The sequence below is a fragment of the Streptomyces sp. NBC_01551 genome (genome assembly GCF_026339935.1).
Classification (GTDB): domain Bacteria; phylum Actinomycetota; class Actinomycetes; order Streptomycetales; family Streptomycetaceae; genus Streptomyces.
Genome location: NZ_JAPEPX010000001.1, coordinates 2,720,399 through 2,733,689, shown reverse-complemented (window position 1 = coordinate 2,733,689; position 13,291 = coordinate 2,720,399). Strand labels below are relative to the sequence as shown.

Below are 13,291 nucleotides of genomic sequence, written 5' to 3'. Positions count from 1 at the left end.
CGGACACGCGGATACGACGGCCGCGGTGGCTCCCCCTCCGGGCCACCGCGGTCGTCGTCTTCCCCCGTCGCCTCAAGATCCCGTCGGTCCCCCCGTAGGACCCGAGGCGCTTCCCCCGTTGGTCTGTCGGCCGCGCGGCCGAACCCCCGTCGCCGCGCGGCCAGTCCTGGTTACGGCTTGAACGGCTCGCTGGAGGCGTGGCTGTCCATGCTCTGCACCGGCTCGGAGGACGCGTGGCTGTCCTGCGGCTTCACCGGCGGGACCGGGCGGTCGATCGGCTCGCCCGAGGCGTGGCTGTCCATCGTCTGGATGTCCGCGGCGGCTTCCGCACCCGAGGCGTGGCTGTCGAGCGGCTTCACCGGCTTCTTCGGCGTCTGTGGCGTGATCGCATCAGTCATGGCGCACTCCTGAACGTATGTGGTTCGTCGTCCGGCGGACCCGCCCGGCGACTCCCCCGAGGGCCGCCGGACGGATCTGCGCGGATTCGGCACCTGGGAGGTGCCCTCCTGTTGTCGAGCCGTCCACCCGCCGTGTCCGCCGGATCGACAACTACAGAGTGCCGTCCGGCGATAAACGAATGATGAACGCGTCCGTTCAGGAGGCGGCGGCGAGCGCCAGCAGCATCCTGACCTCGGACGCTTCCGGCGACCCCAGTCCCTCGTAGATCGCCAGCGCCTCGCGCCAGCAGGCACTCGCCCGGTCCGGCTGCCCCAGCTCCGTCAGCGCCTTGCCGAGGACCTGCAGGACGGTGCCGCGCCTCCAGACGCCGCCGATGCCGCGCAGCGCGATGGCCTGTTCGGCGTGCGAGGCGGCGAGCGTGGCCCGGCCGGCGGCCAGGTGCACCTCGGCCAGCCGGAAGTGTGTCACGCCCTCCCACAGCGGCTGGCGGTTGTCGTGGAAGATCTCCAGCGCCTGTGTGAACTGGGCCAGCGCCTCCGGGAACCGGCCGGCCTGGCTCAGCGCCAGGCCCAGCGCGTAGCGCCCGTTGGCGAGCCGCAGTTCCAGGCCGAGTTCGGCGTAGATCTCGATGCCCTGGCGGGCGAGCTCGACGGCGCTGCCGGTGCGGTCCTGGGCGAGGTGGATCCGCGACAGGTTGCACAGGGCGCTGGCCTCGCCGGGGCGGTTCCCGTCGGCGCGGAAGGCGTCCCGGGCCTGGCTCAGGGCCTCCTCGCCGGCGGCGTGCTCCTTGCGGTAGATCGCGATGATGCCCCGCTCGTTGGGGGCGTTGCCGCAGGTCCAGGGGTCGTCGGCGACCCGTCCCAGCTCCAGGGCGGTGGTGGCCTCGGTGACGGCCGCGTCGAAGCGGCCGGCGGTGATCTGCGCCTGCGCCAGCGTCGTACGGGCCCTGCCCTCGGCGCGGGCGTTGCCCAGGGAGCGGGCGGCGTCGCGGACCATGACGGCGGCGTTCTCGTACATCCGGGAGCTGGCCCCGGACTCGGCGAGGTCCTTGGCGGCCATCAGCAGGCCGACGGACCGGTCGAGCCGGCCCCGGCCCACGGACTGCTGGACGCAGGCCAGGAGGCAGTCGGCCTCGCCGTAGAGCCAGTCGAGGGCGGCGGGGCGGCCGGTGAAGACGAGCCCGGCGCGGTCGGTGGGCGGCAGGTGGTCCACCGTACGGTCGCCGGGGCGCTCCAGGGCGTACACGCGGGAGGCGGTGGCGAGGTAGAAGTCCAGCAGTCGGGACAGGGCGGTGTCGCGCTCGCTGGGCGGCTGTTCGTCGCGTTCGGCGCAGGCACGCGCGTAGAGGCGTACGAGGTCGTGGAAGCGGTAGCGGCCGGGTGCGGCGGATTCGATGAGGGAGCAGTCGACGAGGGCCTCCAGGAGGTCCTCGGTGTCGTGCTCGGCCCGGTCCAGGACGGCGGCCGCGGCGGCGAGGGAGATGTCGGGTCCGTCGGCGAGCCCGAGGAGGCGGAACGCGCGCTGCTGGGCGGGCTCCAGCTGCCCGTAGCCGAGTTCGAAGGTGGCTTTGACGGCGAGGTCGCCGGACTGGAGCTCGTCGAGGCGGCGGCGTTCGTCGGCGAGCTTGGCGGCCAGGACCGAGACGGTCCAGGTGCGGCGGGCGGCGAGCCGGGAGGCGGCGATGCGGATGGCGAGCGGCAGGAACCCGCAGGCGCCGACGACGTCGAGGGCGGCCTGGCGTTCGGCGGCGACGCGCTCGACGCCCACGATCCGGGTGAACAGCTGCAGGGCCTCCTCGGGGCTCATCACGTCGAGGTCGACGAGATGGGCCCCGGCGAGGCCCGACATGCGGACCCGGCTGGTGACGAGGGCGGCGCAGCCCGCGGTGCCCGGCAGCAGCGGCCGTACCTGGGCGGCGTCGCGGGCGTTGTCGAGCAGGACCAGGACGCGGCGGCCGTCGAGGGTGGAGCGGTAGAGCGCGGCCCGTTCGGCGGGGGAGTCGGGGATCGCGGTGTCGGGGGTGCCGAGGGCCCGCAGGAAGGAGCCGAGGACGGCCTCGGGCTCGGCGGGGCGGGGTTCGGTGCCCTGGAGGTCCACGTAGAGCTGGCCGTCGGGGAAGTGCGGGCGGGCGGCGTGCGCGACGTGCACGGCGAGGGTGGTCTTGCCGACGCCGCCGATGCCCGCGAGCGCGGAGACGGCCATGACCTGGCCCTCGGCGCCCGAAAGGATCTGGCCGAGCTCGGTGACGAAGGGGGTGCGGCCGGTGAAGTCCGGCACGGTGGCGGGCAATTGGGCGGGCCTCACGTGGACGGCGGCGGCGGCCGGTGCGGGGTCTTCGGCGCGGGCCAGTTCGGCGTCGGCGCGCAGGATGCGCTGCTGGAGGGCGGAGAGCTCGGGGCGCGGGTCGACGCCGAGTTCCTCGGCGAGGAGCCGGCGGGTGTCGGCGTAGACGGCGAGGGCCTCGGCCTGGCGGCCGCTGCGGTAGAGGGCGAGCATCAGCAGCTCGCGCAGCCGTTCGCGCAGGGGGTGAGCAGCGGTCAGCGCGGTGAGCTCGGAGACGGCCTCGGCGTGGTGGCCGACCTCCAGGTCGAGGTCCAGGCGGGTCTCCAGCAGCTGGACGCGCCACTCGGCGAGACGGGTGCGTTCGGTCTCGGCGTGCGGGCCGGGGACTCCGGCGAGGGGTTCGCCGTCCCAGAGGTCGAGGGTGCGGGCGAGCAGCGTACGGGCGAGGGTGCGGTCCCCGCCGGCGCGGGCCTTCTCGGCGTCGGCGGCCAGGGCGCGGGCCACGCCGAGGTCGAGGGCCTCCATGTGGCGCAGCCGGATGGCGTATCCGCCGGACTCGCTGACGAGCAGCCCGGGGTCGAGGACCTTGCGCAGGCGGGAGGCGTAGGTGCGGATGGTGGCGAGGGCCTGCTGGGGCGGGTCCTCGCCCCAGATCGCGTCGATGAGCTCGGGCGCGGTGGCGGTACGGCCGTTGCGGAGCAGCAGCACGGCGAGCAGGGCGCGCTGCTGGGGGCTGCCGGAGGGCAGCGCCTCACGGCCGCGCCAGGCGCGGATGGGGCCGAGGACGGCGAACCGGGCGCCGCCGGGAGCCGGTTCGGTGAACTGTCCGGGGGTGTCTGCGCGTGCTGCCCGGGGGGCTGTCTCGGGGTGGTTCCGCTGGTGCGGGATGGCCGGTATGCCGTCCATCTGTGATCCCCCCTGCCTTCCGTCGGTGTAAGGGTCAGTCTGCCCTGTCTTGCGCGTACACGTCAGCCCGTGGCGGAGCGATCCGTTCCCAAGTAGCTGACGGTTCGTCAGATCAACGCTACCGTGGACCACATGGAGACCTTCCCGAAGATCATCTCGGTGGACGACCACACGGTTGAGCCCCCCCACGTCTGGCGGGACCGGCTCCCGTCCAAGTACCGGGACACCGGCCCGCGCGTCGTCCGCGCCCCCTTGAAGGAAATGACCTTCCTCGGCGGCAAGTTCGCCCCCGTGATGGGGGCCAAGGGCGACGACGGACCGATCGGCGACTGGTGGGTCTACGAAGACCTGCACCGGCCGCTCACCCGGCTGGACACCGCGGTGGGATACGACCGCGACGAGATCAAGCTGGAGGTCATCACGTACGAGCAGATGCGCCCCGGGTCCTTCTCGGTTCCCGAGCGGCTCGCGGACATGGACGTCAACCACGTCCAGTCGGCCCTCTGCTTCCCGACCTTCCCGCGCTTTTGCGGCCAGACCTTCACCGAGGCCCGGGACCGCGAGCTGGGACTGCTCGGCGTGCGCGCCTACAACGACTGGATGGTGGAGGAGTGGTGCGGCCCCGACGCGGCGGGGCGGCTGATCCCGCTCACCCTGATCCCGCTCTGGGACGCCCGGCTGGCCGCCGCCGAGGTCCGCCGCAACGCGGCGCGCGGCGTGCGCGCGGTCGCCTTCTCGGAGATCCCGCCGCACCTGGGGCTGCCCTCGATCCACACGGACGAGTGGGACCCCTTCCTACAGGCCTGCGACGAGACCGGCACGGTCATCGCCATGCACATCGGCTCCTCGTCGCGCATGCCGTCCACCTCGGCGGACGCCCCGCCGGCCGTCGGCTCCACCATCACCTTCGCCAACTGCTGCTTCTCGATGGTCGACTGGCTGATGAGCGGCAAGTTCGAGCGCTACCCGAACCTGAAGATCATGTACGCGGAGGGCCAGATCGGCTGGATCCCGTACATCCTGGAGCGGGCGAACGTGGTCTGGGAGGAGAACCGCGGCTGGGGCGGCGTCGCGGACAAGGTGCTGCGCCCGCCGTCGGAACTCTTCGCCGAGCACGTCTTCGGCTGCTTCTTCGACGACGCCTTCGGGCTGCGCAACCTGGACGCGATCGGCGTCGGCAACGTCCTCTACGAGACGGACTACCCGCACTCGGACTCGACGTGGCCGAAATCCCGCGAGGTGGGCGAGGCCCAGATGGGCCACCTGCCCCCGGACGTGATCGACCGCATCGTCCGGGGCAACGCCATCGACCTCCTGGGGCTGACCCAGGAGGGACTGTGGGCGGGGGCGTAGCGGCGGCTACGGCGTGATCGCGGCGAGCCCCGCGGCGAGAGCCCTGCGGCGAGCCCCGCGGCGACCGTCAGGCCGTCGTGGGGTGGGTCGGGGCGGTGATGACCGGGCGGACCCGGGTCAGGAGGAGGTGCAGGAAGGCGTCCGGGTGGCGGAAGCCCGCCCAGTGGCTGGCGTTCTCGATCAGGGCGAACTCCTTGACCGGGGCCTTCACGTCGTCGAAGTAGGCCCGGGCGCGCTCCGTCGGGGTGATCACGTCACTGTCGCCCTGGAAGAGGAAGAACGGCACCTCGAAGACGGTGCCGTCCGCCCAGTCGTCGAACGCGGCGGTGGCCGGGGTGATGCGCTCCGAGAAGGCCTGCCCCTTGAAGAAGTCCCTGAGGTCCCGCAGCGAGTGCAGTGGCGACAGCCACATCGAACCCAGGACCACCTTCTTGAGGGTGTCCAGCGTCAGCGGGTCGCTCGCCGTGCAGAGCTTGTCGTACGCCGCCCGCTGCTTCGCCGTCCAGCGGTGCCGGTCGGAGCCCATCGCCTCGACCGTCTTGACGTCCTTCGACCGGCCGGCCGCGCGCAGCCGCTCCAGCAGCGCCCGGTAGCCGCTGGTGTCGCGGCCGCCGTCGTGGACGTTCTGGTCGGTGCCGACGTACGCCGAGTACAGCTCGGGGTGGTTGCGGGCCAGGCGCAGCCCGAAGGTGGTGCCGAAGGAGTTCGCGAGCAGCAGGACCCGCTCCACGCCGAGCCGCTCGCACGCGTGGCGCGTGACCTCCAGGGCGTCCTCGTAGAGCCGCTCGAAGGTGGTCTCGCCCTGCCCCTCGGCTCCGCCGCGGCCGAAGGTCTTGCCGGCGCCGCGCATGTCCCAGCGGACGATCGTGAAGTGCCGCTCCCAGGAGCGGGTGCGTATGCCGTACGGCGAGTTGGTGGCGCCGGGGCCGCCGTGGACCTCCACGATCACCGGGTTGGCCCGGTCCTCGCCGCGCACCGAGACCCACTGGTCGATGCCGCCGATCCGGACGAAGCCCTGCTCGTCGATGCCGCGGGGGGAGTCGATCCGCATCAGCCCCGCGTTCCGCGACCGGCGCAGCGCCCGGTGCCCGAGCAGGCCGGCGCCGGGGAGGGCGAGGGCGCCCGCGGCGGTGGCGGCGGTGGCGAGGACGGTGCCGATCATTGTTTCCCCCAAAACTGTGTCCGGTGTATGCGGTTTATTGTCGGGTGGGGGTCGCCTCCTGTCAACGGGTGTGCGTGGAGGGTGAGGTGGCGGGAATCCGGCGGCCGGCGCCCGCTGTCGACCGCCTCCGCCTTGCGGGGGAAGTGCCGCCAAGGCATGCTTCGCCAGAGCAAAGCTGGAGGGGGTGTCTGTGATGGACAAGCGGACCGTGGTGACCGCGGTGTTGTGCGTGGCGGCGGCGCTGGGGGCGTCGGCGGCGATGACGAAGGTGGTGCCGCCGGCGGAGGGCAAGGTGTCGGCCCAGCCGAAGGCCGGGGCGACGGGGGGTGCCGCGACGAAGTCTCCTTCGCGGTCGCAAGCACCAAAGGAGCCCCAGCTGTCCGGTACGCCGGGTGCCTCCCCGGGCACGGGATCACCGGCTCCGGCGCCGGCGACCACGCCCGCCCCGGGCGGCGCCGCGACCTTCACCGGCGCGCTGTTCGCGGGCGGCCTGGACGGCGATCACTTCTGCACGGCCACGGTCGTGCGCAGCCCCGGGCGCAACCTGATCGTCACCGCCGGACACTGCCTGCTGGCCGGAACCTCAGGCGCCGGCGGGGCCGTCTTCGCACCCGCGTACGCGAACGGGCAGGCCCCGTACGGCACGTGGAAGCTGGAGGAGGTCTACGAGGACGCCCGCTGGTCCTCCGGCGGCGACAAGGCCTACGACCTGGCGTTCGCCCGCCTCGCCCCCGACGCCTCGGGCCGCGAGATCGAGGACCTCACCGGCGGCGCCGAGCTCGACGCCTCGGGCCGCGCGGGCGAGAAGGTCACGGTCACCGGCTACCCCGCCGACCGCAAGGTCTCCCGCACCTGCACGGCGGCCGCGGTGCGCCAGGGGACGGCGGAGCAGCGCTTCGACTGCGCGGACTTCCCGGGCGGCACCAGCGGCAGCGCGTGGATAGCCGGGGACGGCAAGATAATCGGCGTCCTCACGGGCGGCGACACGGACGACGTCTCGACGAGCCCGGTCTTCGGCCCGTACGCCGCCGAGCTGTACGCGAAGGCGGTGGCGGGCTCCCGTCGTGGGTGACGGCCGGTCAGCCGGCGGGCGGGGGTGAGGCGTCGGGGGACTGCCCGGTGTCGGGAGTCTTCTGCTCCCCGTCGCCGGGCTGCTCGGCTTCGGCCGCCTCCAGGAGCTCCATGTAGGGCCTCTGGGTCATGGAGCCGGGTACGGCCTCCAGGCCGTACCGGTCGTTGGCCTCGTCGTTCGCGGTGGGGTGATGGGGGTCGAAGGCCTTCCGGCGGCCGGGTGCCGCCACGTCCACATAGATGAACGGCTGCTTGGGGTCGTATACCCACCACACCGTGACGCGTTGTCGACCTCGGGTCACATTGAGGATCTCATTGCTGTTCGAGATCTCGGCCTGATACCGGAAGTACTGCCCGCTCGGACCCTCCGGATCATCTGCTTTGCCTTCCTTGGTGAGTGCCCCGATGGTCTTTTTGGACAGCTCGTAGCTGGCGTTCAGTGTCATCCGGTCCTTCCTGACCACGCGCACCTCTGTCCGGGCCCGGATGGCGTCGAATCTGTCCTGGGTGGGATTTGCTTTCTTGTCCTTGGAGGTGCAGCGGCGGGGGAAATCCATCTCATGGACCTCGTCTTCTGAGATCTCTTCCCCCGGATCCAGTGATCGCCCCGCAGGCTGGACGAACTCGCGGGCATCGATCAGCTCATATCCCGCATTACCCTTGCATCGGTCCGAGAGTCGGCCGTCGATCAAGTAGATGCTGCCGATGATGTACACGGGAATCTCGCCGGAGTTCTTTACGTGCACATGGACGGGCAGGTACATCCTCGTCCGGTCCCGGCTGAAGCTTGGCGTTCCGACTTCGGCCGCACTCTCCACCAGCGGGGACGTCATGTGGGGGACGTACACCTGCGAATAGGTCAGATTGGTGACGGCGAGGACGGCGGAGAAGACCGCCCCGATCGCGACTCGCCTGGGATTGAGAAGTCCGTTCCAAGCGCGGCCCCGGATGAGTGTCCACAGGGCCCATGCGCCCCAGAGGGTGAGGGTGATCCACAGCCAAAGGTACGGTGTGTAAACCCCGCCGATGATCTGCACGAAGAGCAGGAGGCAATTGAAGGCGAAGGAGACCGAGACGCCGATCAGGATGATCGTTCCCGAGTAGGGTATGTCCCGCTTGCGCCAGTAGTCGAGCGTGGCTGCCGCGGCGAGCACTTCCACCACGGTGGCGGCGAGGAAGATGAATCCCGTGATGCGCCCGGCAAAGGACAGGGCGTCGAAAGCGTCCACGAATCCGATCTTGCTGAGTGCGTACGCCGTCAGCAGGAGGCCGACCGCCATGAGTGCGCCCGTCGCCCACCGCCGGCACCGCCGCCACGAGCGGTCCGGCCAGACGTCTGGGCCTCCGCCGGACCAATGGATATTGGGCCCGAATGCCAGACCGGCATGGCGCAGGAGCGTTTGCAGTTCCTTCGTGGAGCGCACCTTGCCGACGGTCTTACCGTCGATCGCGACTTTCCGCAAGCCGAGAGCGTCTGGCCGTCCCACGGCCACTACGGGCGTGTTCGCCATGACTTCAGTCTGACGCCGAACCCGGGTCGGCGCTCGTGGGCGTGCGACTTGGCGCGGTGTGAGGTGAACTGGTCTTAACCCATGGCTCGGTCCCAGAGGAGAGAACCATGCGCACACGACTTCTGGCCTTTGCCGCTGCGGTGATTCTGGCCACCCTCGGAGTGGTGGCCCCCGGCGTGGAGGCCGCCGTGCCCCGTGTCGACGTGCAGACGTGTCAGGCCGAGGGCGGAGGCGCGCAGTACGACGCGACTAGAGGCGGATGGACCTGCGTGGGCGGCTCCCACGACGGCGAAGCCATCTCCTGACGGGGTGCCAACTATGCCAGGAGCCCCAGGTGGACCGGCTCCGCTGGAGGGTCGGCGAGCAGGTCCGGAAGGCGCGGGGGCCAGAGCGGTTCGCCGAGCGCGGCGAGCGCGTCGGGGGAGAGCCAGCGCCAATGGGCGTCCGGGGACTCCGGTACGGGGTCGCGCTCGGGGCCGGTGGTGACGTAGATGTGCTCGTGCTGGCGGACGGGAACCCCGAGGTGGGTGAAGTCGTGCTCCCACGTGCACAGCAGCCGCTGCGGGGCGAGATCCGTCCACCCGGTCTCCTCCCACAACTCCCGCCGCACGCAGTCCTCGGGACTCTCGCCGGGGTCGATGCCCCCGCCGGGCGGCAGCCAGTGGATGCCGACCTCGACGTTGTCCTCCCGGAAGAGGAACACGGCCCCACTGGGCGCCAGCACGACAAGTCGCGCTGCCTGACGGGGCTTTCGGGCACGGGGGCGGAGGAATCCGGGTCGCATCAGAGCAGCCTACGGCGGGCGTGCGGGCGGCGGGTTGGAGTTTCCGCGGAGCGGACTCGGACAGGGGCGGGGGCTTCCCGTCAGTCTCACCGTCCTTCCGGTCCGGGCCGGCCCGACGGGCACCCCGCCCCCGGCACCGCCCGCCCCCCGAGGGCCCCGCCGCCTACCCCGCCCGCAAGGCCAGGGTTGGGGACAAGCGGGCCGCGCGCGTGGCCGGGTAGAGGCCCGCCAGGGTGCCGATGGCCAGGGTGGAGGCGAAGCCCCCCGTCAGGGACCAGAGGGGGACCACCCAGGGGAGGTCGCCCGCGTGGGCGTAGAGGGCCGTGGCCGTCGCGCCGAGGGCCAGGCCGGCCAGGCCGCCGAGGCCCGACAGGAGCAGGGACTCCGTCACGAACTGGATCCGGACCTGTCCCTTGGTCGCGCCCAGCGACCGGCGCAGGCCGATCTCGTGGCGCCGCTCCAGCACCGAGATGATCATGGTGTTGGCCACCCCGACCCCGCCCACCAGCAGGGCGATGCCGCCCAGCCCCAACAGGAGGGTGCTGAAGGCGCCCTCCGTGGCGGCCTTCGCCTGGAGCGCCGCCGAGGGGTCGGTCACCGAGACCGCGCTCGGCGTCTGCGGGTTGGCCGTCCGCGCGATCAGCTCCCGGACCGCCGCCACGCGGTCGTCCGACGAGCGCTCGTACACCGCCGTGGGGTGCCCGTCGAAGCCGAGCAGCCGCTCCGCCGCGTCCCAGCCGACCAGCGCCGAGCGCTCGATCTCCGGCGCCAGCGGGATCGGGTCCAGGATGCCGATCACCGTGAAGTACTGGCCGGCGATGAACACCTGCTGCCCCGGCGCGGTGATGCCGAGCCGGGCGGCGGAGACGTTGCCGAGCACCACCGAGGGGTAGCCGCCCGTCGCGGCGTTCAGCCAGGTGCCGCTGCCCATCCGGGCCCGCAGCGTCTTGAGGAGGTCGTCCTTGGCCGCCTTGACCGCGATGCCGCCCGTCTCCTCCTTCGGGATGTTCTCCGACCGACGTACCGACACCGGCACGTCACCCGTCGTGCCGACCGACTCGACGCCCTCGATGCGGGAGACCATCCCCGGGGCCTCCTTCGGCAGCTTGGTGTCCTGGCCCGCGAACATCGACTGACCCGGGGTCGCGACCAGCATGTTCGTACCCAGCTTGTCGAGCTCCCGCAGCAGCTTGGCCTGGCTGGACGCCGAGACGCCGACGACCGCGATCATCGTCGCGATGCCGATGGCGATGCCCAGCGCCGACAGGAACACCCGCATGGGCCGCGAGCGCAGCCCGGCCGACCCGACGTGCAGGACGTCCCGGGGAGTCAGGCGCGGGGGCGTCAGCCCCTTCCTCGTACGAGCCATCAGAGGGCCCCCGCGTGCGACATGGGCCCGGCGTTCCAGACGTCCGCGACGATCTCGCCGTCGCGGATGCGGACCTGGCGCGGCAGGCTCGCCGCGATCTCGTTGTCGTGGGTGATCACGGCGATGGTGGCCCCGTCCCGGTTCAGTTCGCGCAGCAGCTCCATCACCGACTCCCCGGACGCCGTGTCCAGCGCGCCCGTCGGCTCGTCGGCGAGCAGCAGGTCCGGCTCGCCCGCGACCGCCCGCGCGATCGCCACGCGCTGCTTCTGCCCGCCCGACAGCTCGTGCGGCCGGTGGTCCATGCGGTCGCCGAGGCCGACCCGCTCCAGCGCCCGCGCCGCCCGGCGGCCGCGCTCGGCCCGGGAGAGCCCGGAGTAGAGCAGGCCCTCGGCGACGTTGGCCTTGGCGCTGATGCCCGGCACCAGGTGGAAGGACTGGAAGACGAACCCGACGTGGCGCGAGCGCAGCGCCGACAGCGCCCGGTCGGACAGGGTCGCGATGTCGTGTCCGGCGATGGCGACCCGGCCGGCGCTCGGCCGGTCCAGGGTGCCGACGATGTGCAGCAGCGTGGACTTGCCGGAGCCCGACGGGCCGACGATGGACAGGAGTTCGCCGCTCATGACGGTCAGGTCGACGCCGCGCAGGGCCGCGACCCCGCCGGGGTAATCCTTCGTCACCCCGGTCAGCTCGACGACGGCGCGGCCGTGCGTACTCGGATCCCTCGGCAGGGTCACGTCCTCGGAGGTCACGATGCCGGGACCCCCACCTGGGCGCCTTCCTTGAGGCCGTCGCCCTTCACCTCGACCCGGCCCTGCCCGAACATGCCGAGTTCGACGGGGACTTCGCGCACCCTGCCGTTCTCCACGACCTGGACGCCGAAGCCGCCGCCGGAGAGCGCGAGCAGCGCGTTCACGGGTACGGAGAGCACGCCCTTGCGGGTTTCGCCGGTCAGGCTGACGGTCACCGGTGACTGGTCGGGGCCCTTGACCCCGTCCGCGTCGTCGAGGGCGACGGTCACCTCGACCTTCGGCTTCTTGTCGCCTCCGCCTCCGCCTCCGCCGCCTCCGCCCCCGCCGGGACCGCCCTGGTCCTCCGGGTTGGCGGTGGATCCCACCGACTCGATCTTCCCGGTGGCCGTCCCGCCGCCCGGCAGGCCGACCGTCACCTTGTCACCGGGCTTCGCGGACGCCGCCGCCTTGGCCACGTCCATCTGGAAGCGGACCATCCGCTCGGTCCCCGTCAGGGTCAGCACCGCCTTGCCCGGCGCCGGCTCGTCGCCGACCGCCGCGTCGGCCCGCTGCACCCGCTGCGGCCCCGACGCGAACGCGACGTCCTCCTTGCCGACCTCGCCCGTCTGCTTCATGCCGTGCGACTTCTGCCAGCGCTTGACGCCCGTGGCCGTGCCCGCCGTGAAGGTGCCGTCGGAGGCGTCGAGCCCGACGCCGTAGCCGAGCGCCTGCAGGTTCCGCTTCAGCTGCTTGACGTCCTCGCCCTTGTCCCCCGCCTTCATCGTCCGGTACGTCGGCGTGGAGCCGTACATCAGCCGCACCGGCCGGCCGTTGACCTCGTACAGCCTCCCGTCCCGCTCGATCGCCGCACCCTCGGCCGCCACCCAGGTCAGGACCCCGGCCGCGCCCGCGCCCAGCTTGCGCTCCTTCGCGTACCCGAGGGTGCCCTCGACCTTGAGCCCGGAGCTCAGGTCCCCGCGCCGCACCGGCGAGGTCTGCGGCGGCAGCCCGTCCGCCCGCCGGTCCTTCGACCCGTCGGAGGCCGCCCCAGGCCGCGCCGTCACCGCGTACCCGCCGCCCGTGACCGCGAGGACCACGGCCAGCGAGCCCAGCAGCCACCTGCCGCGCCGCCTCACGCGGCTTCGCACTTCTTCTGGGCCTCCTCGAAGGCCTTCTCCTGGCCCTCGGGGATCTGCGTCGCGCTCATCGCGCTCCCGTTGAAGGTCGGGTCCGGGATGTTGACGCCGTTGTCCCGCATGCACTTGGCCCACTTCAGGGCCTTGTCCTTGTCGGCCTGCGACATCTCGCCCGAGCCGGGAGCCTGCATCCCGCACGCCTCGAAGGCCTTCTTCAGGGCCTCCGGGTCCTCGCTGCCGCTGCCGAGCGTCATCCCGCGCGGGTCCTGGCCCGGCTCCGGGTCGGGCGCGTCTATGCCGTGCTCGCGCAGGCACTTGCGCGTCTTGAGGGCCTTGTCGGCGTCGGCGCCGCTCGTGCCGGAGCCCTTCCCTGTCCCGCTCGACGCGTTCGACGTCTTCCCGTCGTCCTTGCCGTCCTTCTTCCCGTCCGAGGAGCCGCCGCCCGTGCACGCGGTGACGAAGAGGGTCAGCCCGGTCAGGGCCGCTGCCATGGTCATGGTCATGGATCGGTTCATGCGGCCGAGCGTGCGCGAAGAGCGCGTTTCGCTTCTCTCTCCGCCCACGCTTACAGCGAGGAAATGTCCTCTTC

At 72.1% G+C, this 13,291-nt stretch carries 12 protein-coding genes; 3 read left to right on the top strand and 9 right to left on the bottom strand.

Annotation, left to right across the window (positions count from 1 at the left end):
- Positions 1-170 precede the first annotated feature (170 nt).
- Both OG982_RS12085 and OG982_RS12080 read right to left on the bottom strand, forming a co-directional pair.
- On the bottom strand, positions 171-398 hold the full coding sequence (locus tag OG982_RS12085) for a hypothetical protein (protein WP_266787508.1): 228 nt from the start codon (positions 396-398) through the stop codon (positions 171-173).
- A 196-nt stretch (positions 399-594) separates the two neighbouring features.
- Complete coding sequence (locus OG982_RS12080) at positions 595-3,588, bottom strand: BTAD domain-containing putative transcriptional regulator (RefSeq protein ID WP_266787510.1); 2,994 nt, start codon at positions 3,586-3,588, stop codon at positions 595-597.
- Positions 3,589-3,720: 132 nt separating this feature from the next.
- Here OG982_RS12080 and OG982_RS12075 point away from each other — a divergent pair, with 132 nt between their 5' ends.
- The gene (locus OG982_RS12075) at positions 3,721-4,941 is read left to right on the top strand and encodes an amidohydrolase family protein (RefSeq protein WP_266787512.1); all 1,221 of its coding nucleotides are present in this window, start codon (positions 3,721-3,723) and stop codon (positions 4,939-4,941) included.
- 67 nt (positions 4,942-5,008) lie between these two features.
- Here the strand turns inward: OG982_RS12075 and OG982_RS12070 are convergent, their stop codons facing one another.
- On the bottom strand, positions 5,009-6,103 hold the full coding sequence (locus tag OG982_RS12070) for an alpha/beta fold hydrolase (RefSeq protein ID WP_266787514.1): 1,095 nt from the start codon (positions 6,101-6,103) through the stop codon (positions 5,009-5,011).
- A gap of 193 nt (positions 6,104-6,296) precedes the next feature.
- Here OG982_RS12070 and OG982_RS12065 point away from each other — a divergent pair, with 193 nt between their 5' ends.
- Positions 6,297-7,175 carry a serine protease gene (locus OG982_RS12065; RefSeq protein WP_266787516.1) on the top strand — a complete coding sequence of 293 codons (879 nt, stop codon included), beginning with the start codon at positions 6,297-6,299 and terminating at the stop codon, positions 7,173-7,175.
- Positions 7,176-7,182: 7 nt separating this feature from the next.
- Here OG982_RS12065 and OG982_RS12060 read toward each other — a convergent pair whose 3' ends face one another.
- Positions 7,183-8,685, bottom strand: a complete 1,503-nt coding sequence (locus tag OG982_RS12060; RefSeq protein ID WP_266787518.1) for a Yip1 family protein — start codon at positions 8,683-8,685, stop codon at positions 7,183-7,185.
- Positions 8,686-8,792: 107 nt separating this feature from the next.
- On the opposite strand from OG982_RS12060, the gene OG982_RS12055 reads away from it, so the two are divergent.
- The gene (locus OG982_RS12055; protein ID WP_266787520.1) at positions 8,793-8,990 is read left to right on the top strand and encodes a hypothetical protein; all 198 of its coding nucleotides are present in this window, start codon (positions 8,793-8,795) and stop codon (positions 8,988-8,990) included.
- A gap of 11 nt (positions 8,991-9,001) precedes the next feature.
- Here OG982_RS12055 and OG982_RS12050 read toward each other — a convergent pair whose 3' ends face one another.
- The 5 genes from OG982_RS12050 to OG982_RS12030 all read right to left on the bottom strand — a co-directional run bounded on the left by OG982_RS12050 (position 9,002) and on the right by OG982_RS12030 (position 13,217).
- Positions 9,002-9,469 (bottom strand): NUDIX hydrolase, encoded by a 468-nt coding sequence (locus tag OG982_RS12050; RefSeq protein ID WP_266787522.1) that lies wholly within the window; start codon positions 9,467-9,469, stop codon positions 9,002-9,004.
- 163 nt (positions 9,470-9,632) lie between these two features.
- On the bottom strand, positions 9,633-10,838 hold the full coding sequence (locus OG982_RS12045; RefSeq protein ID WP_266787524.1) for an ABC transporter permease: 1,206 nt from the start codon (positions 10,836-10,838) through the stop codon (positions 9,633-9,635).
- A complete protein-coding gene (locus OG982_RS12040) occupies positions 10,838-11,566 on the bottom strand; it encodes an ABC transporter ATP-binding protein (RefSeq protein WP_266792007.1) in 729 nt (242 codons plus the stop codon). The genes OG982_RS12045 and OG982_RS12040 overlap by 1 nt, the downstream gene beginning before the upstream one ends.
- Positions 11,567-11,583: 17 nt before the next feature.
- A complete protein-coding gene (locus OG982_RS12035) occupies positions 11,584-12,714 on the bottom strand; it encodes a peptidoglycan-binding protein (RefSeq protein ID WP_266787526.1) in 1,131 nt (376 codons plus the stop codon).
- Positions 12,699-13,217 carry a hypothetical protein gene (locus tag OG982_RS12030; RefSeq protein ID WP_266787527.1) on the bottom strand — a complete coding sequence of 173 codons (519 nt, stop codon included), beginning with the start codon at positions 13,215-13,217 and terminating at the stop codon, positions 12,699-12,701. The genes OG982_RS12035 and OG982_RS12030 overlap by 16 nt, the downstream gene beginning before the upstream one ends.
- Positions 13,218-13,291: the final 74 nt, after the last annotated feature.

Coding starts and splice junctions, on each gene's coding strand:
- OG982_RS12045 (WP_266787524.1), bottom strand. CDS start 10,838: ATGGCTCGTACGAGGAAGGGGCTGACGCCCCCGCGCCTGACTCCCCGG.
- OG982_RS12080 (WP_266787510.1), bottom strand. CDS start 3,588: ATGGACGGCATACCGGCCATCCCGCACCAGCGGAACCACCCCGAGACA.
- OG982_RS12070 (WP_266787514.1), bottom strand. CDS start 6,103: ATGATCGGCACCGTCCTCGCCACCGCCGCCACCGCCGCGGGCGCCCTC.
- OG982_RS12030 (WP_266787527.1), bottom strand. CDS start 13,217: ATGAACCGATCCATGACCATGACCATGGCAGCGGCCCTGACCGGGCTG.
- OG982_RS12065 (WP_266787516.1), top strand. CDS start 6,297: ATGGACAAGCGGACCGTGGTGACCGCGGTGTTGTGCGTGGCGGCGGCG.
- OG982_RS12050 (WP_266787522.1), bottom strand. CDS start 9,469: ATGCGACCCGGATTCCTCCGCCCCCGTGCCCGAAAGCCCCGTCAGGCA.
- OG982_RS12060 (WP_266787518.1), bottom strand. CDS start 8,685: ATGGCGAACACGCCCGTAGTGGCCGTGGGACGGCCAGACGCTCTCGGC.
- OG982_RS12085 (WP_266787508.1), bottom strand. CDS start 398: ATGACTGATGCGATCACGCCACAGACGCCGAAGAAGCCGGTGAAGCCG.
- OG982_RS12055 (WP_266787520.1), top strand. CDS start 8,793: ATGCGCACACGACTTCTGGCCTTTGCCGCTGCGGTGATTCTGGCCACC.
- OG982_RS12075 (WP_266787512.1), top strand. CDS start 3,721: ATGGAGACCTTCCCGAAGATCATCTCGGTGGACGACCACACGGTTGAG.